Source organism: Croceimicrobium sp., from assembly GCF_965228705.1.
Taxonomy (GTDB): Bacteria; Bacteroidota; Bacteroidia; order Flavobacteriales; family Schleiferiaceae; genus Croceimicrobium.
The window spans coordinates 39217-61431 of record NZ_OZ245832.1; the positions used below are offsets into that span (position 1 = coordinate 39217).

General features: G+C 44.6%; 15 protein-coding genes. 5 read left to right on the top strand and 10 right to left on the bottom strand.

Annotated features, from left to right (window positions below; translation table 11 throughout):
* The first annotated feature begins 28 nt into the window (after nucleotides 1-28).
* Entirely contained in the window at nucleotides 29-1468 is a 1440-nt protein-coding gene (locus ACO05P_RS00160) for a PhoH family protein (protein ID WP_421752763.1), read from the top strand.
* Between the two features lie 6 nt (nucleotides 1469-1474).
* Here the strand turns inward: ACO05P_RS00160 and ACO05P_RS00165 are convergent, their stop codons facing one another.
* From ACO05P_RS00165 to ACO05P_RS00180, 4 genes are all read right to left on the bottom strand, one after another.
* On the bottom strand, nucleotides 1475-1834 hold the full coding sequence (locus tag ACO05P_RS00165; protein ID WP_421752764.1) for a hypothetical protein: 360 nt from the start codon (nucleotides 1832-1834) through the stop codon (nucleotides 1475-1477).
* A 143-nt stretch (nucleotides 1835-1977) separates the two neighbouring features.
* Entirely contained in the window at nucleotides 1978-3594 is a 1617-nt protein-coding gene (pckA, locus tag ACO05P_RS00170) for a phosphoenolpyruvate carboxykinase (ATP) (protein ID WP_421752765.1), read from the bottom strand.
* A gap of 125 nt (nucleotides 3595-3719) precedes the next feature.
* Nucleotides 3720-4100, bottom strand: a complete 381-nt coding sequence (locus tag ACO05P_RS00175; protein WP_210757925.1) for a DUF423 domain-containing protein — start codon at nucleotides 4098-4100, stop codon at nucleotides 3720-3722.
* The gene (locus tag ACO05P_RS00180; RefSeq protein WP_421752766.1) at nucleotides 4097-5074 is read right to left on the bottom strand and encodes a DUF4476 domain-containing protein; all 978 of its coding nucleotides are present in this window, start codon (nucleotides 5072-5074) and stop codon (nucleotides 4097-4099) included. Before ACO05P_RS00180 ends, ACO05P_RS00175 begins: the two co-directional genes overlap by 4 nt.
* Before the next feature lie 68 nt (nucleotides 5075-5142).
* On the opposite strand from ACO05P_RS00180, the gene ACO05P_RS00185 reads away from it, so the two are divergent.
* Nucleotides 5143-6489 (top strand): saccharopine dehydrogenase family protein, encoded by a 1347-nt coding sequence (locus ACO05P_RS00185; RefSeq protein WP_421752767.1) that lies wholly within the window; start codon nucleotides 5143-5145, stop codon nucleotides 6487-6489.
* Here the strand turns inward: ACO05P_RS00185 and ACO05P_RS00190 are convergent.
* Genes ACO05P_RS00190 through ACO05P_RS00205 form a run of 4 tightly spaced genes read right to left on the bottom strand, consistent with a single transcriptional unit; the run spans nucleotide 6483 to nucleotide 8520 of the window.
* On the bottom strand, nucleotides 6483-6692 hold the full coding sequence (locus tag ACO05P_RS00190; protein ID WP_421752768.1) for a hypothetical protein: 210 nt from the start codon (nucleotides 6690-6692) through the stop codon (nucleotides 6483-6485). The two genes, ACO05P_RS00185 and ACO05P_RS00190, sit on opposite strands and share 7 nt — an antisense overlap.
* 20 nt (nucleotides 6693-6712) lie before the next feature.
* Nucleotides 6713-7438 carry a tRNA1(Val) (adenine(37)-N6)-methyltransferase gene (locus ACO05P_RS00195; protein WP_421752769.1) on the bottom strand — a complete coding sequence of 242 codons (726 nt, stop codon included), beginning with the start codon at nucleotides 7436-7438 and terminating at the stop codon, nucleotides 6713-6715.
* The gene (rimM, locus tag ACO05P_RS00200; protein WP_421752770.1) at nucleotides 7431-7964 is read right to left on the bottom strand and encodes a ribosome maturation factor RimM; all 534 of its coding nucleotides are present in this window, start codon (nucleotides 7962-7964) and stop codon (nucleotides 7431-7433) included. The genes ACO05P_RS00195 and rimM overlap by 8 nt, the downstream gene beginning before the upstream one ends.
* Before the next feature lie 13 nt (nucleotides 7965-7977).
* A complete protein-coding gene (locus tag ACO05P_RS00205; RefSeq protein WP_421752771.1) occupies nucleotides 7978-8520 on the bottom strand; it encodes a 30S ribosomal protein S16 in 543 nt (180 codons plus the stop codon).
* A gap of 311 nt (nucleotides 8521-8831) precedes the next feature.
* Between ACO05P_RS00205 and ACO05P_RS00210 the strand changes: the two genes are divergently transcribed.
* Nucleotides 8832-16034 (top strand): malectin domain-containing carbohydrate-binding protein, encoded by a 7203-nt coding sequence (locus ACO05P_RS00210; protein ID WP_421752772.1) that lies wholly within the window; start codon nucleotides 8832-8834, stop codon nucleotides 16032-16034.
* Between the two features lie 14 nt (nucleotides 16035-16048).
* Here the strand turns inward: ACO05P_RS00210 and ACO05P_RS00215 are convergent, their stop codons facing one another.
* On the bottom strand, nucleotides 16049-16933 hold the full coding sequence (locus ACO05P_RS00215; protein WP_421752773.1) for a patatin-like phospholipase family protein: 885 nt from the start codon (nucleotides 16931-16933) through the stop codon (nucleotides 16049-16051).
* Between the two features lie 147 nt (nucleotides 16934-17080).
* Here ACO05P_RS00215 and ACO05P_RS00220 point away from each other — a divergent pair, with 147 nt between their 5' ends.
* Both ACO05P_RS00220 and ACO05P_RS00225 read left to right on the top strand, forming a co-directional pair.
* Nucleotides 17081-18943, top strand: a complete 1863-nt coding sequence (locus ACO05P_RS00220) for a sensor histidine kinase (protein WP_421752774.1) — start codon at nucleotides 17081-17083, stop codon at nucleotides 18941-18943.
* A 28-nt stretch (nucleotides 18944-18971) separates the two neighbouring features.
* The gene (locus ACO05P_RS00225) at nucleotides 18972-19652 is read left to right on the top strand and encodes a LytR/AlgR family response regulator transcription factor (protein WP_421752775.1); all 681 of its coding nucleotides are present in this window, start codon (nucleotides 18972-18974) and stop codon (nucleotides 19650-19652) included.
* Between the two features lie 55 nt (nucleotides 19653-19707).
* Here the strand turns inward: ACO05P_RS00225 and ACO05P_RS00230 are convergent, their stop codons facing one another.
* Entirely contained in the window at nucleotides 19708-22128 is a 2421-nt protein-coding gene (locus ACO05P_RS00230; RefSeq protein ID WP_421752776.1) for a glycoside hydrolase family 31 protein, read from the bottom strand.
* Nucleotides 22129-22215 lie beyond the last annotated feature (87 nt).

Genomic DNA, 22215 nt, shown 5'->3' on the forward strand with positions numbered 1-22215 from the left:
AGAGATGTCGAATTGCTAAATCTCATTTATGCCCGCTAAAGCGAAAGCGCCTGCTACCAGCAGCAAGACCTCAAAATCGACTAAGACTACCGCCTCCAAAGCGAAAACCACCACCCGAAAAAGCCGAGCGAAGAAAGATCCTAAAATCTTTGTTTTGGATACTTCGGTAATTCTCTATGACCACAATTCCATCATGAATTTTGATGAGCATGATGTGGCCATTCCTATTACGGTTTTGGAGGAACTGGATGAGTTTAAAAAGGGTAGTGATACCAAGAATTATGAGGCGCGTCAATTTATTCGTCTAATCGACCGTAAGGCCGGTGAGCAGAATATTAATGACTGGATTTCCTTGAATGGCGGCAGCAAAGGCAGCTTTAAGGTGATCATGGATACTCGGGGTCAGGGTGAAGATGCCCAGCGAATATTCGGCGCGGCAAAGAATGATCATAAGATTTTAAATGCGGCATTGAATCTGAGCCTGTCTGAGCCGGATCGTAAGGTTATCCTGGTAACGAAAGACATTAACCTACGATTAAAAGCGAAGGCCTTAAATATTACCGCCGAAGACTATGAAACCGGTAAGATTAAGGATGTTGAAAGTCTCTATACAGGTAAAACCAATCTGGAGGATTTTGATCAGGATTTGATAGACAAGCTTTATAAATCCAAGAGCCTGGGAGTAGAAGAGGTTGAGAAGGCTTATCCCAATTTTAAGAAAATCAATAACCATTTCTACATTTTAAAAGCAAGTAAGAGCAGCACGCTATCCTTTTACAATGCTCAGCAGGAAAGTCTGGATCAAATAGAGAAGAAAAGCTTTTATGGTATTAAGCCACGTAATGCAGAACAAGCTTTTGCCTTGCATGCGATCGCTAATCCAGATGTGAAACTGGTTACCCTTAGCGGTGTGGCCGGTACTGGAAAAACCTTATTGGCACTGGCCGGTGCCTTGGAGCAAAGACGCGATTTTAAGCAGATCTATTTGGCGCGGCCCATCGTGCCCTTGAGTAATAAAGATATTGGTTTCTTGCCCGGTGATATGAAGGCTAAGATTAACCCTTATATGCAGCCACTGTGGGATAATTTGAAGTTCATCAAGAACCAATTTAAAGAACAAGACAAGGAGTATAAGCAAATTGATGAGATGGTAAACTCCGAAAAGCTCTTGGTAACCCCCTTAGCTTATATCCGCGGTCGTAGCCTGTCTAATGTGATCTTTATTGTGGATGAAGCGCAAAATTTGACTCCCCACGAAGTGAAAACCATTATTACCCGAGCTGGTGAAAATTCCAAATTCGTCTTTACCGGAGATGTAAATCAGATTGATACTCCTTATTTGGATGAGCAGTCGAATGGCTTGAGTTATTTGATTGATAAGATCAAAGGAAATAAACTCTTTGCGCACGTTCTGTTGGAGAAAGGAGAGCGTTCGGAACTGGCCAATTTGGCGAATGACTTACTTTAAAGCAGCTTAAAGATTATCCTGCTTAAAAGCCAGGAAGCTGTAAATACCCAGGATGAGTTCGATGGTAGAATAGAGCATTAGACCTGGATTGGCAAAATCAACGATCAATAGAGTGGTGAAGAAGGCGGGTTGGAGCATACGGTAGTTGATGATCCAGCGATAAAGTCCGCTTACTTCGTAATAGCTGCTTTTGTAAGAGATGAGGCCTTCAATAAACATGAAATAGCCCAGGGTTCGTAGCCAGAAATCGGGCACGGTATCTTTCCAGAAAAAGAGCGCTACCTGATCCGGTAAAAAAATCAGGACCAATCCAGAAATCATCAGGACCCATCCGGAGTGATAAATTGTACGTGCCGTTCTACTCATCCCTATCGGTACACGAAAATAGCGCAAGCGTTTTAATTCCAAACAAAATTCCAGAAGGCTTATAAAGCAGCTTTGTGAATTAGTCAAAAAAAATCCCGACTCCTAATATTGAAGTCGGGATTTTAAGAATTTAGGTCTGAAGATTAACCTACCTTTTCTGAAACTTTAGGAGCTCCAGCCATGATCTCATCACTGGCATAGTCAGCGAATTTCTCAAAGTTGGCTAAGAACTTCTTCGCCAGATTATTGGCAGTTTGATCGTATTGATCTTTGTTTTCCCAGGTATTGCGTGGGAAAAGAATTTCTTCAGGAACATTGGGGCAAGTGGTAGGCATAGCCAAACCAAATACCTCGTGAGTGCGGTATTCAACATCGTCCAATTGACCTTCCAAAGCGGCGGTAATCATGGCACGAGTGTATTTCAATTTCATACGCTTACCAACTCCGTAAGCACCACCAGACCAGCCGGTGTTCACTAACCATACATTCACATTAGAGCTTTGCATTTTTTCGCTCAGCATATCTGCGTAACGGGTAGGGTGTAAAGGCATGAAAGGCGCACCGAAGCAAGCAGAGAATGCTACTTGAGGCTCCGTAATACCTTCTTCAGTACCGGCAACCTTAGCAGTGTAGCCACTGATAAAGTGGAAGGCAGCCTGACCCGGGGTTAATTTGGAGATGGGAGGTAAAACACCGTAAGCATCACAGGTAAGGAAGAATACGTTTTTAGGATTCTCACCATTAGAAGGAACCTGGATATTGTCGATGTGTTCGATAGGATAGCTCACACGAGTGTTTTCGGTTTTAGAGCTATCGTGGTAATCTACTTCTTTGCTACCATTTTTGAAAACGATGTTTTCCAATAAAGCGCCAGGTTTAACGGCACGGAAAATATCGGGTTCTTTTTCTTCGCTCAGGTCGATAACCTTAGCGTAGCAACCACCTTCGAAGTTGAAGATAACATCGTCTGCAGTCCAGCCATGCTCATCGTCACCGATAAGTTTACGTTGTGGATCTGCACTTAAGGTTGTTTTACCGGTACCGGAGAGCCCAAAGAAAAGCGCGGTGTCACCATCCTGTCCCACATTCGCAGAACAGTGCATGCTGAGCACATTTTTTTGATGAGGTAAAATAAAGTTGAGGGCCGAGAAGATTCCTTTTTTGATCTCTCCGGTATATCCGGTGCCACCTACTACAGCCATTTGATCGCTGAAGTTTAAAATGGCGAAGTTTCCTTGACGGGTGTGATCTGTCGCTGGATCTGCTTCAAATCCTGGAGCGTTTAACACTACCCAGTCGGGTTCAAAGTCTTTTAGTTCTTCTTCGCTAGGGCGTAAGAACATATTATTGGCGAAAATATTCGACCATGGTAATTCGGTGATAACACGAATTTTAAGACGATAGCGATCATCCGCACAGGCATACACATCCCGAACATAAATCTCTTTACCGCTGAGGTATTCACCTACCTTGCCTTTAAGGCTGCTGTAATGATTGGGTTCGAAAGGAATGTTGATATTACCCCACCATACGGCGTCTTGGGTGATTTCGTCTTTTACGATAAAGCGATCTTGGGGAGAGCGACCCTTAAACTTGCCTGTGTCAATGGCTAAAGCTCCGGAGTCGGCTAGCTCACCTAATCCTTTTTCAAGGGTGATTTTTTCAAGATCAGAAGGGGAGAGGTTCCATTTGGCGTCGGCATTTTTAATTCCGTAGCGCTCCAAGGAATCCTGAGCTGGTCTCACTTCTTTGAAACTCATAGTGCTTAATTTTGATCAGCAATTATTTAGAGGCAAAATTAAGACTAATCAGCGGTCATACTCTGATTTTTATCACAAAAAAAGAACTTTTTAATAAGCGTAAAAAGTACACTTACTGAATAAGGCTATTTTCTTAAAGTACCGACTACCAAAAGTATCCAGCCCGCAATGAAGCATAATCCACCCAATGGCGTAATGGGGCCGAGAAAGGATAATTGCAGTCCCATTAAGTCATCCAGATTCAATAAATAAATACTGCCAGAAAATAAGATTATGCCTGCAATCCAAAGCCAAATTATCACTTTGCTCAGCTTCAATTTATCCCCGATATGGAGCAAAGCGAAAAGGCCTATAGTATGCCACATTTGATAGCGAACTCCAGTTTGGAAACTAGCAATTTGTTCAGGGCTTAAATGTTCTTTTAAAGCATGAGCGCCCAAAGCTCCCAGTATAACAGCTATAGCGCCAGAGAGTCCAATGATCCGAATTAGGGATTGTTGCTTCATTTTTTAAATAATGATTTGGCTTGTTCCTTACTTAAGTCGAAGTCTAAACAGCCTATTAATAGTGCTTGTGAGTCTTTTAGATCATCCTGCTTTGTGAGCAGAAAATGCAGAAAATCGAGGCGACTTTGATCATACTTTAAGCCCTTTAATACCTGTTGAGCTTCCTCTGCTTTTAGCTTTTCATTAGAGGCGAACTCCTTGGCCATGCTTAATTTGTCGAATTCAAAGTCACTGCTTTCAAAGCTTAAAATGAAAGTGGCAAAGCCCCCAACCTTAGGGGTTTCAACTTCAGTCGTATGCAATGCACTGCTATCGATTGTTGTGCTTATTTCAGTTGCTTTGGCAGCTTCCTCTTGGACTGTCGCTAGCACCACTTTGGCACTGTCTTTCGTCTCTGCACTTGCAATCTCTGTGGCTAAGCTGATCTTATTCAAGCTGTCCTTTTTTCTTTGGAGGGCTTCGGCTTGTTTTTGCTCTACCAGCGCTAATCTTAAGCTGTCTTTTTGTAACGAATCCTTGCGGGCTAGGGCTAATTGATTCTTTTTCCAATCCGGAAAATGCGATAAGGTATCCGCTTGTTTAATGGCTGCAAGAGCCGGTTTATTGAAGATGAGCTTTTCTTTATAGTCGAACATCAGGGCCGACTGACTTAATTCGGTTGAAATGCCACGATAACGCAGCTGGTGCTTGCCTTTAAAGTCTTTATAGATAACGTATTTATGATTGCCTTTGGGGAGTTTAGGAAGCTTTCGCTTGATGTGAATTCCGTTCTCCAGTATCAGATAAACTTCATTTTCGGCATCGGGGAATTTCTGCAAATTGAGTTTCGGCAAAGCGGTTTCATTTTGCAGGTAATTATTCATCACCAATTTAAAACCAGTCTTAGTTTGGTCTTCAAACATCAGAATGGTCTGAGCATGGGCCACTTGCGACAGCAGAAGAAACAGGATAAAAATAAATCGCTCGAGCGCCATGAAAGAAAAATTTAATCAAAGGTAGGGCGCAGAGCGATAATTATAAATTTGTCGCCCAAATTCACCTCATGCGACACATCCTTTTAATTGGGGCAGGCCGCTCCACCTATTCATTTGTCGAGTATATCAAACAGCATAGCGAGCAAGAAGATTGGCGTCTGATTATCGCCGATCAAGACTATGAGCTTGCCAAGGAAAAGGCGGGCGATCATCCGCGCATGGAAGCCGTGAGCTTTGATGTTAAGGATGAGATTAGTCGGGTAAACGCTATTTCCAAAGCGGATATCGTAGTAAGTATGTTACCGGCTCATATGCATATTCCCGTGGCTAGCGATTGTATTGCCCTGGGGAAACACATGCTTACAGCCTCCTATATCAGTGATGAAATGAAAGCCCTGGATGAAAGAGCCAAAGAGGCTGGCGTTATTCTGATTAATGAAATTGGTGTTGATCCGGGAATTGATCACCTCAGCGCCATGAAGGTACTGAATGAGATTCGCGCTAAAGGAGGTGAAATGCTGCTTTTTGAAAGCTTCACTGGCGGATTGGTAGCACCAGAGAACGATGATAATCCCTGGAACTATAAATTCACCTGGAACCCACGCAATGTGGTGTTGGCCGGTAGTGGCGGTGCGGTGAAGTTTATTCAGGAAGGGAAGTACAAATACATTCCTTACCATCAATTATTCCGCCGGACTGAGATCATTTCGATCGATGGCTATGGTAGATTTGAGGGCTATGCCAATCGCGATTCTTTGAAATATCGTGATGTATACGGTTTGAAATCCATACCTACTATTTACCGCGGAACTTTCCGTCGTCCGGGATTTTGCCGAGCCTGGGATGTTTTTGTGAAATTAGGGATGACCGATGATTCCTATCAATTGGAAGTAAGTCCTGAAATGACTTTCCGAGATTTCACCAATCTCTTCCTAGCCTACAATCCACAAGATTCTGTAGAGCTAAAACTGATGCACTACCTCCATATTCCTCAGGATAGTGAGCTGATGGAAAAGCTAAGCTGGTTAGGAATTTTTGATGATACTCCCATTGGTTTGGATCGTCCTACCCCGGCTCAGGTATTGCAACGCATCTTAGAAACCAAGTGGACCTTAGGTAAAGATGAGAAGGACATGATCGTGATGTTCCACAAATTTGGCTATTTGCTAGATGGAGAGAAGAAAATGATCGAATCTTCGATGGTGGCCCTAGGTAAGAACAGTCGTGAAACCGCCATGGCTCGCACCGTTGGTTTACCACTTGCGATTGCTACTCGCCATATCCTAAATGGAAATATCAGTACTCCAGGCGTGCAGATTCCAATCACTAAGGAGATTTACACGCCTATGTTGGAGGAGTTGGCAGAATATGGTATTTCTTTTACCGAGAAAGAAGTTCCTTACCGCGGCTATTGATTAGTGCGGCTTCCGCGAAAGCGGTACAATCCGTAAATCAAGGAACCAAAGAAGAGGAAAAGGGAAATAAAGAGGGCCCAGAACAATTTTTGTTTGGGCTCCATATCTTGTCTTTCTCTCAAGTCGCGCACCGCTAAAACCGGCGGTGTGATCAGGAGAATTAGAATTAAGACAATCTCATACGAGCTAAAAGTTCCCATCATAATTAAGCTTTGGGGCCAATTTAGCCATTTTGGGGCAGCATGAAATCTTGCACTAGCTTTTGGTATTGGGGATGTCGAAGGTGGCTGTGCGCCGATGCGTATAAAATGAGTTTCTCTTTTTTCAGGGAGCCAGCTTGCTTGTTAAGTTGGATGAGTACCCGATTGGCTTCAGCCGATTCATGGTGATGGACAAAAGCCATGCGATGAGGGTATAGTTCCATCTCCCTGAATTGATCTTGGTAGCTTTCCCATTGAAGAACTGGCAGAACTAAGGCTAGGCTTCCATCGGCCGAAAGCAATTCTCTTAATTTTCGCATCCAGAGCAAAAAGGTTTTGGTACTGGCACTGCGAGCTTTGGCACGACGTTTTTCCGGAGCCAAAAGGCTTTCTGAAAAATAGGGTGGATTGCTGATGATCAGATCATACCGACTTTCCGTTTCCCAGTCCAATAAATCCCGATGATGGAATTGAATGCATTCCGACCAAGGGCAGTTTTTGGCATTCTCGCAGCTCTGTTGCCAGGAGGCTTTATCGATCTCCAGACCTACAATGCTAGCCTCACTAAACCTTTGGGCCATTATCAAGCTAAGCAGACCGCTGCCGCTGCCAAAATCTAAAATGCATTGGGGATTTGAGGCCTCTCCCCATCCTGCTAAAGCCAGAGAATCGGTACCTACTTTATGCGCCGATTGATCATGCGCCAAACTGAATTTCTGAAATTGAAAAGGGGCTAGGGGTTTAGGCATTATCCTGATAAAGCTCCAATAAGCCTTCAGGGAGCTCCATTTCTATGAGCTGCTCTTCGCGAGAAATACGCAGAATAAATGGGTCGATGGCCGGAATCAGGATTTCTTTGTCATTGGCATCAATCACCTTGAAAAGAGGTTGGGCACTGGTATCGAGTACATCTTCGCAGATCCCGATTACCTGACCTTGATGCATCAAGCGAAAGCCGATAACCTCGTGGAAGTAGAAGTTTTTTCCCTCTAAGGGAGGAAGGATGCTTAGCGGAAGCCAGAGCTCCTTACCCAATAATTGACGGGCCGCTGGTTCATCATCAACATCCTCGAGTTTTAAGATGAAATGTCCTTTGGAATTGCGGCTACTTTCATCAATAAAAAAAGGAATCAGTTCCCCTCGATCTTCGAGAAAAACTGATTCCAAATTTTCATAGGCTTCGGGTCGGTCGGTGTCAAATACGGCCACGACTTCGCCTTTAAAGCCATGTAAACGGCTGATGTGACCGAGTTGAAAACAATCGTCGATACGCATCAGCTTAGTTTTTTTAGCCTTCTTTTTCTTCAGAAGCTTCTTCCTCTGCAGGGGCTTCTTCAGTAGCGGCCTCTTCAGCGCTAGCTTCGGCTTCAGCTTCAGCAGCAGCTTGGGCTTCGGCAGCTTTGCGGGATTCATTCACCACGCGCTCAGCTTCCAGAGCTTTAGCTTTAGCTTCTTCTTGAGCTTTAGTTAGGCCGTCTTTCTTTGAATTGATCTTGGTGGCTTTTTCTTCCATCCAAGCATCAAAACGCTTTTCAGCTTCAGCTTCGTCAAATGCACCTTTCTTAACACCTTCTAAAAGGTGTTTTTTCATCATTACACCCTTGTAGCGTAAGATGGCGCGAGCCGTATCGGTAGGCTGAGCCCCTTTCATAACCCAATCTAAAGCGCGATCGAAATCGATTTCGATAGTCGCAGGATTAGTGTTGGGATTGTACTGACCTAAGCGCTCGATGTATTTACCATCACGCTTTACACGAGAGTCAGCTGCTACAATTGTGAAGATAGGGCGGCCTTTGCGGCCATGACGTTGCAAACGAATTTTTGTTGCCATGATTAATTGTTAAAGGGTTCGCGACCCGATTAATTAATTTTTAAAAGGGCGGCAAAGATAGGACTTTATTTAATTGATTGTGTGGGTGCTGGCAATTTTAAATTACGGTAAAGGCAAAGAATTTCCTTTAAGTCCCAGTGGCTGCAAATTTGCAGCTTTTTTGGTCGCTTTCAAATAGTTAGATTTCAAATAGCTGTTGATTTTGTGTGCTTGCTAACTATTGCCAATCAACTACTTATTAAATCCATTGATCGAAATTAATTGGTGGCCGCCTAAAATGGTCTGACTTTTCAGCACATTTTACCAGGCCTATGAAACTCCAAAGAATACTCCCCATTCTCAGCCTAATTTTAATGACCTTAACTCTGCCCGCCCAGGTGAACTTTAGTTCCGGTGGCTTAAGCGGAGTTTCCATCACCAATCCTACATCTTTGGATTTTGGTCCGGATGGTCGTCTCTACGTATCAGTGCAAAGCGGTGAAATCTACGCTTATACCGTGCAACGCCAATCGAATGGTGCTTATCAAGTAACGGCAACCGAAACGATTCTGGCCATCAAGCAAATTCAGAATCACAATGATGATGGCACCTTGCATGCTACAGTGCAAAGGCAGATCACCGGTTTATTGGTAGATGGAACAGCTGGTCAGCCTATCATTTATGTTAGCAGCAGCGATTACCGTATTGGCGGTGGTGGCGGTGGTTCGGATAAAAATCTGGACTCCAACTCGGGTATGATCTCTAAACTTATTTGGGATGGAACTACCTGGCAGCGCATTGATCTGGTGCGAGGTTTGGCACGTTCGGAAGAGAATCATGCGACCAATGGTCTGCAATTAGACAAGCAAAATAATATTCTCTATATCGCAGCAGGTGGAAATACCAATGCCGGCTCGCCTTCCAACAACTTTGCCTTTTTAAATGAATACGCCCTCTCTGCCGCGATTTTATCCGTAGATCTTAATGTGCTGGATGCGATGCCCGTATTAACGGATGCACAGGGAGCCCAATATGTTTACGACTTACCAACCCTGGATGACCCCACTCGGGCCAATGCCAATGGTATTGATGATCCCAATCAAGCGGGTTATGATGGTATTGATATTAATGATCCCTTTGGTGGTAATGATGGACTCAATCAGGCCAAGTGGGTAGTGAACGGACCGGTGCAAGTTTATGCTTCGGGTTTCCGTAATGCCTATGATATTGTATTGATGGAGGATGGCCGCATGTACACCTGGGACAATGGCGCCAACCAGGGCTGGGGTGGTCATCCCGATAATGAAGGTGTGGGAACTGCTACCAATAAATGGGTGGTAGGAGAACCAGGCTCCACCGGTCCCGGACCCAATGATGCTATGGTAAATAATAAAGACGGACTGCATTTTATTAGCGGAGCCGGATACTATGGCGGTCACCCTAATCCTGTTCGAGCTAATCCGCTGGGAGCGGGCTTATTCACCCACGATCATGCGGATGGATCCGGTGGTCAGAATGGTGTTTGGCGTACCCAGATTACAGCCAATGTGGATAGTACTTTACCCGTAGATTGGCCTCCGGTTGATCCCAGTTTGGCCCATCCTATTGAAGGCGATTTCCAAAATGCCGGAGTGGATGATGCTTCACTTTATACTATTACTGCTTCTACTAATGGATTAGCGAGATATCCGGCCACCAACTTTAATGGTGAAATGGAGAATAACCTCCTGGCGGCCAGTTTCAATGGAAATATTTATCGCGTTAAGCTCAATGTCCAGGGAACCCTAAATAGCAATTCCGATGTGAGCGTTTTGGCCACCGGTTTTGGGGCGGTACCGCTGGATGTTACCGCTCAGGCGGATGATGAGATTTTCCCCGGAACCATTTGGGCTGCCACCTATGGCTCTAATGCGATTACCATTTTTGAGCCTCAGGATTTTAGTTCTTGTACCGGAGTGTACAGCACTAGCCTCGATGAGGATAATGATGGCTACAACAATGCCGATGAAATGGATAATGGTACCAATCCATGTAGCGGTTCCAGTTTCCCGGCGGATAATGATCAGAGCCTAATTGGTGGATTTAAGGTTAGCGATTTGAATGATCCCGATGATGACGATGATGGCCTGGCCGATAGCCTCGATTACTTTGCTCTGGATGCTACTAATGGCTCTGGACTCAGCCTGGCTTTTGATTATCCGCTTTTAAATGGTGATCCAGGTTTTGGACTTTACGGCCTGGGCTTTACTGGTTTTATGAGCAATCAGCAAGATGATTACCTTGATCTTTATTTTCATGAGGATAATAGCGCCACTGAGATTATTGCTGGTGGAGCGGTTGGCTTACTCTCTTTTAATGATGTTCCGGAAGGTAGTCCTGTTGGACCTTCCAATAGTTTGAAAAACGGTTTTCAATTTGGAATGGATCTGGCTCAGGCACAATTGCCTTTTGAGATAGAAACTGCCTTGGTAGGACCCATCTTCCAGGGCAATCCACAGGGAGATCAGTTCCATGCTTTTTACATTGGAAAAGGGGATCAGGATAATTTCATCCTCTATGGAATCCGGGCCAATAATGGCAATCCTATGCTCAGCATATGGATAGAGGAGAATGGCGGGACTACTCGCTTGGATTATGCTCTCAGCGGCCTGACTTCTGCCGCGGAGATTTCCCTCTTCTTGGAATTGAATCCTCTAAGTCAAAGTATTCAGGCGAAAATCAATTTAGGCAATGGCAAGCAGGACGTTGGATCAGCCATAGCCTTCCCAAGCTTTTTGCAGAGCCTGTTTCAAAATCAAGGAGCCTTAGCAATTGGAGTAGCGGCAGGAAAATCAAGTGGAATGCCATCTTTTAATGCTACCTATGATTTCATTAAAGCTAGTTTTCAAGCGAATACCCTCAGTGGCGATTGGAGCCTCGTGCATGATGGCAGCAATTGCCAATGGAATGGCAGCACCGGATCTTGTCCCCAGGGTCGACATGAAGCCTCTTATGTTCAGGCTGGAAAATATTTTGTTTTAATTGGCGGTCGTGAGCATGGCTCCAATGCCAATTTATACGATCCCAACACCGGTTTATGGAAGGAAGGGGCCGCCCCGCCTTTCAATTTGCATCACTATCAAGCGGTAGAATTAGATGGTTTAATTTACGCCGTAGCCGGGATGACGGGTTCCTTCCCTAATGAACAGCCCCTAAGCCATATTTACATTTATGATCCTTTGGCCGATACCTGGCATCAAGGTGCTGAAATACCTGCCAACCGTAGGAGAGGTAGCGCCGGGGTAGTGGTTTATCAAGATAAAATTTATGTGCTCGGAGGAATACAGCAGGGTCATATCAGTGGCTGGGTGCCCTGGTTTGATGCCTATGATCCTCATACCAATACCTGGACCACTTTAGCCGATGCCCCTCGGGAAAGAGATCACTTCCATGCCTTAGTGGCCAATGGAAAACTCTATGCCGCTGGCGGCAGAAAAACCGGATTTAGCGGGGTCTTTGGCGCCACTATTCCCGAGGTAGATGTGTATGATTTTGCCTCTTCGACATGGTCAACCTTGCCCAATAATTTACCCAATCCCCAAGCAGGAGCTTCTGTGGCTTTAATTGGCAATGAGCTGATTTTGATTGGTGGGGAGAACTCAAATTCTAAGGCCAGTAATTTGACCCAGGCCTTAAATCTAAGTGATGCCAGTTGGCGTTATCTCGATACTTTGAATGTGGGGCGCCACGGTACCCAGGCCATTGTAAATCAACAAGCGATTTATCTGGCCAGTGGTTCTCCCAATCAAGGAGGGGGTCAATTAGAAAGTCATGAGGTATTTAGCTTCGGAACGGTTCAAAGTCCCAGCTTGCAGTCCGATACGCGTAGCGTGCTCAGTGGCCCGCTAGCAATAGATTTCGGCAGCTTAGCGGTTGGGCAAAATGCGCAAAGCACTTTTTATCTAAAAAGCAAAAATGGAACCCAAGCCCTAATTATTGATTCCTTGAGTTTAGCTACGACTGATTTCAATTGGCAAAGCAATTACACTTTCCCCATCCATTTGGCGGCAGGGGATAGTCTGGCTATCAATTTAAGTACAGCTGCTAATCAGACTAGCTTTGATACTTTGAAGGTGTACAGCACCGCCAGCAATTCAGAATTTTCCATTCCGGTTTCGGTAGAAGTAGAAACAGTAGATGCCATTCGTATTAATTGCGGTGGTCCGCAATATCAAGCCCAAAATGGAAATCTATTCGAAGGAGATAATTACTTCTTGAATGGCAGTGGCTATTCTACCCAAAATAGCATTAGCGGAACTCAGGATGAGCAGCTTTATCAAACGGAACGTTGGGCCTCTAATCTCGCTTATAGCATTCCGGTAGAGGCCAATGGTCGCTATCAACTGAATCTACACTTAGCAGAAATCTATGCTCCCAATTTTGTGACCGGGGCCAGGGTATTCGATATTAATGCTGAGGGACAATTGATTGAAGCGGCTTTGGATATCTATGATACCGTGGGTGGTTATGTTGCTCATATTTTAAGCTATAGCGTAGAGATTAATGATGGCAGCCTGGATTTAAGTTTAGTGGGCCTCGCCGATAATGCGAAGCTCTCGGCCATTGAATTGATGCCAAGTGCAGCGGGACTGGAACTCAGCGCCAGTTCCTTTCATTTTCAAACTTTGGCCACAGGAAGTATTGACAGTACAACTTTGAGTATTAGCAATACCAGTAGTCAATTATTGAGCATTGATTCTATACGTATACGGGGAGCGCAAGCCAGTGATTTTAGTCATAATCTTAATTCAGGGTCCGCTATCCCATCGGCCTACAGCCAGAACTTTAAAGTGTATTTTCATCCCCTAAGTACAACACCGGTAGTGCGCAGTGCACAGATGCAAGTGTATTATGGTGGCGAGGCCTTGCCTATAATCCTCAATTTATCTGGAGAAGCGGCTTGTCCGGCGGCGGGCTTAAGCTGTGATGATGGGAATCCTGCTACCCTCAACGATACTACGGATGGAAACTGCAATTGCGCCGGAGAAGTGATTACTCCGCCAGCCTTCAGTTTGAACATTAATTGTGGCGGCGGTGCTTTAGTAAGTCCGGTTACCGGTAAAAGCTATCTGGCCGATCAATATAATATTGGGGGCTATACGCATAGCTATAGCGATGGCGTGGCCAATACCCAAGATTCGGCATTGTACAGCACCGCTCGCATTGGTCGCAATATGAGTTACAATATTCCTGTACCTCAAGCAGGAACGTATGAGCTGCGCTTGCATTTCGCTGAATTGCAAAAGTGGCTGATGGGCAGTGGTCGTCGGGTTTTCGACATTTCCCTGGAAGGTCAATTGGTATTTGATGATCTTGATATCTACAATTTAGCAGGAGGGGGAGCCAAAGCTTATTCGGCTACCGCTACAGTTGTGGTGACGGATGGAGTTTTGAATATTCAAACTGCGGCAAGTGTGGATAATAGTGTTTTGGTGGCCATTGATTTGAGCTCTTATTACCCAAATTATCAAGATCCCTATCTGTCGCAAGATCAAATTAGCATTAGCACCCAGGTAGGTAGCCAGGATTCGGCTAGTTTCTATTGGCTAAATGCCGATGGGCAAAGTCGCCAAATTGATTCCTTACGGATTACAGGCAATGTTGCGGCTTATGTGCAAAGTCAGATAGCGATTGGACAGCTTGTAAATGCCGGAGATTCTATTTTGGGTCAATTGCATTTTCAGGCACCTAACCAGGCTTTAAGTGGATCTGCTAAAATTTGGTACTACAGTAATGGGGATAGTTTGGAGCAAGACCTATCGGTACAGGCCCAGTGTTTGGCAGCCGGAACCGCTTGTGATGATGGCGATGCCAATACCCAGAATGATGTAGAAGACGGGAATTGTAATTGTGCCGGTACCCCTGTTAATCCGGGCCCATCCAGCTTTAGCTTAAATATAAATTGTGGGGGTTCAGCACTGATCAGCCCTATCACCGGCAAGGTTTATTTGGCCGATCAATACAATATTGGTGGTTATACCCATTCTTATAGCAATGGAGTGGCTAACACTCAGGATTCGGCGCTCTTCAGTACCGCTCGCATTGGTCGTAATATGAGTTATCATATACCAGTTCCCGAAAGCGGTGAATATGAAATTAGCCTGCACTTTGCGGAGTTGCAAGGTTGGTTGATGGGTGCAGGCCGACGAGTTTTTGACATTAGTGTGGAAGGGAATTTAATTTTAGATGATCTGGATATTTTCACCGCTGCCGGTGGAGGAGCAAGCGCCTATACCGAAAGCTTTAAGGTGAATGTAAATGATGGACAGCTGGATATTAATACCGCCGCCAGTGTAGACAATAGCCTCTTAGTGGCGATTGAAATTCGAAAGTCGAGTACCAATCCGGTAGCAAATCGGACCTGGTATCTTAGTGATTCGGCCTTGAGCTTTACTATTGCAGCAGGAGCCCTCGATTCCCTTGATTTTTATGTGGTAAATAAGGATACTGTCGCTCGCACAATCGATTCAGTTTTAGCCAGTGGTAATGCTCTTTCTTATTTACAATTTGCAGATCTCAGTGGGCAGCTTATTGCGGCCGGAGATTCGCTTTTACAGCGGATGTATTTCCAGGCTCCGACTCAGAATTTGAATCAGGCCTCAGCCGAAGTGTACTACTATAGCGCTGGAGATATGTTGCAGCAAAATGTTTTGATGAATAGCAGCTGTCCGGTGGCAGGCCTGGCTTGCGATGATGGGGATTCAACTACCCAGAATGATATAACCGATGGGAATTGTGGATGCAGTGGCCAACCCATTAATCAGGCTTTTAGCATCAATATAAACTGTGGTGGGCCGGCTCATATAAGTCCAATTACAGGCATTAGCTATCTAGCCGATCAATACAACATCGGGGGTTACACCCATAGCTATAACAAGGCTGTAGCTAATACCCAAGACTCAACTTTATACAGTACCTGCAGAATAGGTCGAAACATGGCTTATTATATTCCGGTGCCCGAGCCAGGGATTTATGAGCTTACGCTTCATTTTGCCGAATTACAAGGTTGGCTGATGGGACCTGGTCGCAGGGTTTTTGATATTAGTGCGGAAGGGCAGTTGGTACTGGATGATATTGATATTTACAGCCTTAGCGGTGATGGGGCTACGGCTTACAGCACCAGTTTCCCGGTTGAGGTCTTGGATGGGGAATTGGCCTTAAATACAGCGGCAAGCATCGATAACAGTTTGCTGGTAGCCATTGAGGTAAAAGCGGGTGCATCGGCTAAAACTACTTTAGGGACGCTGCAGCTTGAACTGCAGACTAGCATTTACCCTAATCCCTTAGGGCAGGGGCAAAGCTTGCATCTGGAACTTCCGAATGATCAGGAAGCCCAATTGCAAATTTTCAATCTGCAAGGCGCTTTGATTTATGAAAGTACATTGAGAAATGCGCGCACATATGAAGTCCCGGATTTGAAATTAAATTCAGGATTGTATTTACTTCATCTCAGTCAGGCAGGTTTGTCTCTCGAGCAAAAGCTTTTGGTACCTTAAATTTGATTTCTTAATTAAGATGCAAAGCCTTGTGCTTTGGGGTCATTTACAATTTGCTCATCATAGGCTTTACGACCTACTTCAATAAGGTCTTCGGCCATATGGAAGTCGAAAACCCCACAAGTGCTGCGTGGAATACGGATGAGGTATTCGGGTTTATAGGTGGCTAAATCCCGTAAGATGAGCTGGTTTTGCATATGCTCATAACTGGCCGATATGATATCCATTAATCCAGGATCCTGATTGCCGGAATTCGATTTGAAAAAGTTCAGATTGATATTGAGCCAGCCTCGATCTTGATCTTCTTCATCCTTTTTCATTATCGCGGGCTTAGGGCCCGTAGCATTGATGTCTACTGCAACCACGACATGACCCTCTTTGGCTTTCACCTGATTTAGGGGAAGTGGGTTTACGACTCCACCATCTACCAGAAGATGGCCTTGTTTTTCTTCATAAGAAACCGGGGTGAAAATACCGGGGATCGAAACAGAGGCACGCATAGCTTGGTAGAGATCGCCTTTTTTGAAAACCACCTCCTCACCGGTTTTTAGGTCGGTGGCTACTGCCGTAAAGGGAATTTTGAGGTTCTCGATTTTTTGTGGGCCTATTAAATTCATGATGGTACTAAAAATCTTCTCCCCTTTCACAAAACCATGTCGGGCCAGGGTAAAGTCCATTTGCCGGAAAACATCGGTTCTCTGCAGCTCGAGTAACCAATCAGTATACTCCTTTAGTTTGCCGGCGGCATAAAGGCCACCCACTACCGCTCCCATAGAGCAGCCTGCAACTTCTACAATTTCATTACCGGCTGCTTCTAATCTTTCGATTACGCCAATGTGGGCAATCCCACGTGCTCCGCCAGAAGCTAATACCAGGTGAATTTTTTGATTTTCGATCATGCGGGGTTCTGATTTTTTGCAAGGTAGATACTCTCCCTCGTAATAGGAAGCCTCAATTTAGTAGCTTTAAGGGAAATGTATGCCGTCAGAAAAAAGGGCAGTATTTTCGCGAGGCATTAAGAACCAATCAATAGGCCCCCAAAAAGTTTGAAGCAGGTATTCACCTTTTTCCTTTTAGTCTTATTCAACTTCTCGCTCCTGGCCATAAAGCCGGGTCGGGCCAAGCTGAGCCCCGCCGAGCGCAATCAAAGGCAATTGATCGAATCCCTAGATAAGTCGGATGACCTGAGTGCATACACCAATGCCATAGACGGTGCCACTAATCTGGGTTTGTACTTTGAAGCTGATTCTTTGGCCGATGTTGCGCAACCCTTGCTTAAAAGAGTAAGTGATTCGCTGAGTTATTTTGAGCATCTAAGGGTAAAAGCCCGTCTCTATACAATATTAAACCGTTATAGCCAGGCTTTGGTTTTTTTCCGGCGGGCATTGGTGTATTATCAAAAGGAAGGCTATTGGGAAGAAGAAGGTCATGTAATGGTGAACCTGGCGGAATTTTACCGCAGTGCCCGGCAGTATCCACAGGCTGAGATGGAATTGAAATATTTGATTGAGCATCCAGACTTTGAAGAGCTAAGTAATTTGGTTAAGGCTATTGCCTACCATCGTTTTGCGGCGGTGCTTAATGAGTCAAAACAAGATTTAGACAGTGCCATCCTGTTATCAATAAAATCATTGTCTTATTCAGAGCCCGACTCACTTTTGGATGAGATGGGAACTTCGTATTTGGAGTTGGGCGACGCCTATCGTAAAAAGCGCGAAGTACGAGCAGTTACGTATTTTGAAAAAGCCTATCAGGTCTTTAAAGAGCAGGAGCGCATTCACTATATGTGCAATTCAATTCGTTTGATAAGCGCTTATTATGTGGCTGTTGAACAGTATGAGAAGGCCTTGGTCTTTGTAGATTCTTCCCTTCGTTTGGCGGCCCCTTATCATTTACCCGGGTTTTACAATCTGGCCTTTAATCGAAAGGCATTTATTCTCTACAAATTAGGTCGGTTTGAAGAAGCCTACCTCTATCGCGATTCCGCAGCCATTGTTTATCGGGATGAGCTTAAAAAGCGCTTTTCGGATGAGTTAGCCACCCAATCGCGGCGCTTTCAAACAGAGATGGCTACTTCCCGTTTAAAGAGCCTTGAAAGTGAAAGAAGGCAAATTTTGGAAGAATCGCGTACAAAAGATCAAGTGCGGCGCTTTTCCTTAATTCTATTAATTATTCTGGTGCTTGGACTCTTCGGATTGTACTATTTCTTTACCCGATTGCGTCGCAATAAATCCCATCTGGAGGAATCCCAGAAAGCTTTGTTTGGAGCAAATCAGGAACTGTTAAATACCCTTTCGGAGAAGGATGGCTTAATTGAAGAAGTGCACCATCGGGTAAAAAACAATTTGCAATTGATTACCTCCTTAATTCGGGTGCAGCAGTTCCAGCAGCAAGATCAGATGACCGAGGAATCCCGTCAAATGGTAAACGAGATTTTGAACCGGGTAAGTGCCATGGCCGTGGTGCATGAAAAGCTTTATGCCCAGCAGCATATTACTCAATTGCGTGCTCGTGAATACTTTTCGGAACTAATGGAGGAACTTAAAACATTGGGAGGGACTTTTAGTAATCCCCTTGAAATTGAGGTGCAGGCGGAGGATGTTATATTAGGGGTTTCGCAGGGAATTGCCTTGGGGATGATTCTTTCGGAATTGGTTGCGAACTCTCTTAAGTACGCATTTGTTATTCAGGATAAACCTCGCATTAAAATTGAGGTGCATAAAGAGTTTATAGAAGGACGCAATAGAGTTGAGTTTAGTTACGAGGATAATGGTCAAGGTTATGATAACCAAAGTAAAATGGGCATGGGTAACCGATTAATAATGCTCTTTACGCGACAACTCGAAGGCGAATCAACCCTTGATACAAAAGATCGTTTTTACTTTAATTTGGCGTATTGGGAAGATTGAATACATTTAATAAACAGGGACGTAGAATATGAGTAAGGTACTGATAGTTGAGGATGAGGCGTTGATTGCTGAGCACCTTCATTTGATTATTTCGAAGGACTTAGGCATTGAGGCTGACATTGCTTATAAAGCTAAGGTGGCACGCACCATGTTGCAGGAGCAGACCTATGATTTGATTTTGGTTGATATCAATTTGGAAAGTGAGCGCAGTGGTTTAGAACTCGCCGCTGAAATTGAAGCAAATGCCTGGGGCGATTATCTTTTTCTGACTGCACAAACCGATAAGGGAGTATTGGAAGAGGCCCGAAAACTTCACCCTAAGGCTTATCTGGTAAAACCCTTTAAGGATATCGAAGTTAGCATGGCTGTAGGATTAGCCCTTAAAGATGAAGATGATGGTCTGGGAGATCTCGTTTTCAAGGATGGCTGGACCACTGTTAAATTGCCGATTGCTTCCATCCGCTATGCTGAAGCAGACGGTAATTACATCAAATTATTCAGTACCGAACGCAGTTATTTAATCCGCTATTCCCTCAGTTGGTTTTACGAGCAAGTGGCAGATAAAGATTTTCTGAAAATCCACCGAGCTCGGGTGGTAAATACCCGTATTATAAAGCGTTACAATCGCAGCACTGTAGATATTGGAGACGAAGAGTTGCCAGTTTCTAAAAGTGGCTATCAAGCTTTGGCTGCTTTGTTTGAGAAATAAAAAAAAAGCCGGCCCCTTACGGAACCGGCCCTCACCTCTCAAAAAAGCGCGCTAATTAACCCCAGCGCAGGGTAATCTGTTTAAAATCTTCTGCAACTTTAAAGCTGAAGCTGCCATTATTTTCTTGAATCTCTACCTCAAAAGGATCTGAATCGAGTTCTACTATAGAAGGCCGGCTCTTAAAGCCGTGGTATACCAAGGTTACCTCCTTAACAGAGCTAGGCATACGTCCTTCCTGATGTTGCGTAATTCGATATTTCGATTCGGATGGAAGTACCGTGAAGTTGCGATTGAGATAATAGCCTTGATTGTGGTTGTAACCATCTCCGGCATCATCATATAGCATACTCACTACACTCTCCTCGCCACGGTAAATGTGCAATTCCAATTCCTTATAGGAATTACTTACATACTGTTCTACCGGTATCATCGGGATGATGGCCCCGGCCTTTACCATCATGGGAATTTCTTCCAGGCTGGTTTCAAGGTAAATCTCACGTCCACCTTCCAAATATTCCTTGCTGTGGAAATCGTACCATTTGCCTTTGGGGAGATACATGCGACGTCCTTGGCGATCGGGTTCCAAAACCGGGCAAACTAAAATATGATCTCCAAATACGAATTCATCCTGACGGTACCAGGTTTGTGGATCCTGATGGTCGTAGAAAGACAGTGGGCGGATCATTGGTTTGCCGTCGCGAGTGTATTGATAGAAATTAGTGTAATGGTAGGGGAGTAATTGGTAGCGCAACTCAATTGCTTTGCGCACTAATTCCGTTCCTTCTTCGCCAAAACTCCAGGGCTCCTGATCACCATGATCACCCGAAGAATGGGTACGCATTAAAGGATGGAATACCGCCAATTGCATCCAGCGCACATAAAGTTCCATGGTAGGATGCTCTGTAAAGCCGCCAATATCCGTTCCTACAAAAGAGAAACCACTAATACTTAAGCGCTGACATTGCACATTCGCTACCCAAAGGTGTTCCCAGGTGGCAATATTATCGCCGGTCCAAACCGAGCTGTAACGTTGACCACCAGCATAGGTACTACGAGTAATGATGAAGGGACGATTCGGGAAGGCGAATTTCTTCACTCCCTTATAAGTCGCCCGGCTCATTTGCATGCCGTAAACATTATGCGCCTTGCGATGACTGCAGTGATGACCATCGTAATTATGGCGAATATCGAGGGGGAAGGTCTTGGTGGGCACGTCCATAATAGCCGGCTCATTCATGTCATTCCATACCCCTGCTAAACCGATATCTTCAATTAACTCTTTGAAAAGTCCGCTCCACCAATCGCGAACCTCAGGATTGGTAAAGTCTGGAAAATAACATTCTCCCGGCCATACCTTGCCTTTGTATAAGGGGCCATCGGCATGCTTGCAGAAATAGTTCTTTTCGAACCCTTCCTTACAAACCGAATAGTCCATGTCGATTTTAATACCCGGATCAATAATCGCAACGGTCTTAAAGCCCATATCTTTGAGCCTTTGCACCATGCCTTTAGGGTCTGGGAAGTTTTCTTTATTCCAGGTAAAACAACGGAAGCCATCCATATAGTCGATGTCCAGATAAATGGCATCAGCCGGAATTTTAAGCTTTCGAAGTTTATGGGCAATTTCCATTACTTCTTCTTCCGAAGAGTAAGACCATTTGCATTGATGGTAACCCAAGCTCCATTTGGGAGGCATCTCCGGTTTACCGGTAAGGCGCGCATAGCGTTGCGCAATATTCATCAGGCTCGAACCTGCAATAAAGTAATAATTGATTTCGCCACCCTCAGCCCAAAAACTGGTTACATTTTTACGCTCGGAGGCAAAGTCGAAAAAGGTACGATAGCTGTTATCGAAGAACACACCGTAGCAACCTTCCTTATGTAAACCATAGTAGAAGGGGATATTTCGGTAAAGGGGATCTGCATCTTTGGCAAAACCATATTCATCGGTTCCCCAATTCTGGAAACGATGATCACGCAAGTTGAGGTTGCTGGGTTTATCGCCCAAGCCGAAGTAGTGCTCTCCATTAATGGAGCGCTTACTCATCTTTACGATATTATCACCGCGCTGCGAATCTTCTTCCCAGTGAAAGCCTTTTTCATCTTCATTAAGCAGCTTACCCTCTTCATTGTACAGACTTACTTTGAGGTCAATTTTTTGAACTTTGCAACTAAGTTTGGGGGTACGCAATTCATAATAGCTGTCCAGCTCTTCTACCTTAAAGTAAGCAAAACCACTGCGGTGGTCTTTAGCCATGGCATAGGAGAAGTCTGGCGAAAAATAACCCTTGGCACTGTAACGGAAGCGCATCACATGGTTGGTGATGGCCTCAACCCATAACATCACTCCATTGTGGCTATGGAAAACCACAGAGGAGCCATTCACATCTGCTTTGAGCAGGTGATTGGGAAATTGTTCGTTAATGAGGGTTTGCATATCAGATTGCATGAAGGGAACGAAAGTAGTAAAATTCAACTTCGTGTATTAAGTACACTTAGAATTTTTTGCATTTTTCTTTTAAAAATTATTAAGTGTCATGCTTACAATTAATTGATAATCAAA

What these genes read in the sequence shown, in the direction of transcription:
- ACO05P_RS00165 (WP_421752764.1), bottom strand. Translation starts at nt 1,834, where the DNA reads ATGAGTAGAACGGCACGTACAATTTATCACTCCGGATGGGTCCTGATG.
- ACO05P_RS00180 (WP_421752766.1), bottom strand. Translation starts at nt 5,074, where the DNA reads ATGGCGCTCGAGCGATTTATTTTTATCCTGTTTCTTCTGCTGTCGCAA.
- rimM (WP_421752770.1), bottom strand. Translation starts at nt 7,964, where the DNA reads ATGCGTATCGACGATTGTTTTCAACTCGGTCACATCAGCCGTTTACAT.
- ACO05P_RS00185 (WP_421752767.1), top strand. Translation starts at nt 5,143, where the DNA reads ATGCGACACATCCTTTTAATTGGGGCAGGCCGCTCCACCTATTCATTT.
- ACO05P_RS00210 (WP_421752772.1), top strand. Translation starts at nt 8,832, where the DNA reads ATGAAACTCCAAAGAATACTCCCCATTCTCAGCCTAATTTTAATGACC.
- ACO05P_RS00195 (WP_421752769.1), bottom strand. Translation starts at nt 7,438, where the DNA reads ATGCCTAAACCCCTAGCCCCTTTTCAATTTCAGAAATTCAGTTTGGCG.
- ACO05P_RS00175 (WP_210757925.1), bottom strand. Translation starts at nt 4,100, where the DNA reads ATGAAGCAACAATCCCTAATTCGGATCATTGGACTCTCTGGCGCTATA.
- ACO05P_RS00190 (WP_421752768.1), bottom strand. Translation starts at nt 6,692, where the DNA reads ATGATGGGAACTTTTAGCTCGTATGAGATTGTCTTAATTCTAATTCTC.
- ACO05P_RS00215 (WP_421752773.1), bottom strand. Translation starts at nt 16,933, where the DNA reads ATGATCGAAAATCAAAAAATTCACCTGGTATTAGCTTCTGGCGGAGCA.
- ACO05P_RS00225 (WP_421752775.1), top strand. Translation starts at nt 18,972, where the DNA reads ATGAGTAAGGTACTGATAGTTGAGGATGAGGCGTTGATTGCTGAGCAC.
- ACO05P_RS00205 (WP_421752771.1), bottom strand. Translation starts at nt 8,520, where the DNA reads ATGGCAACAAAAATTCGTTTGCAACGTCATGGCCGCAAAGGCCGCCCT.
- ACO05P_RS00160 (WP_421752763.1), top strand. Translation starts at nt 29, where the DNA reads ATGCCCGCTAAAGCGAAAGCGCCTGCTACCAGCAGCAAGACCTCAAAA.
- pckA (WP_421752765.1), bottom strand. Translation starts at nt 3,594, where the DNA reads ATGAGTTTCAAAGAAGTGAGACCAGCTCAGGATTCCTTGGAGCGCTAC.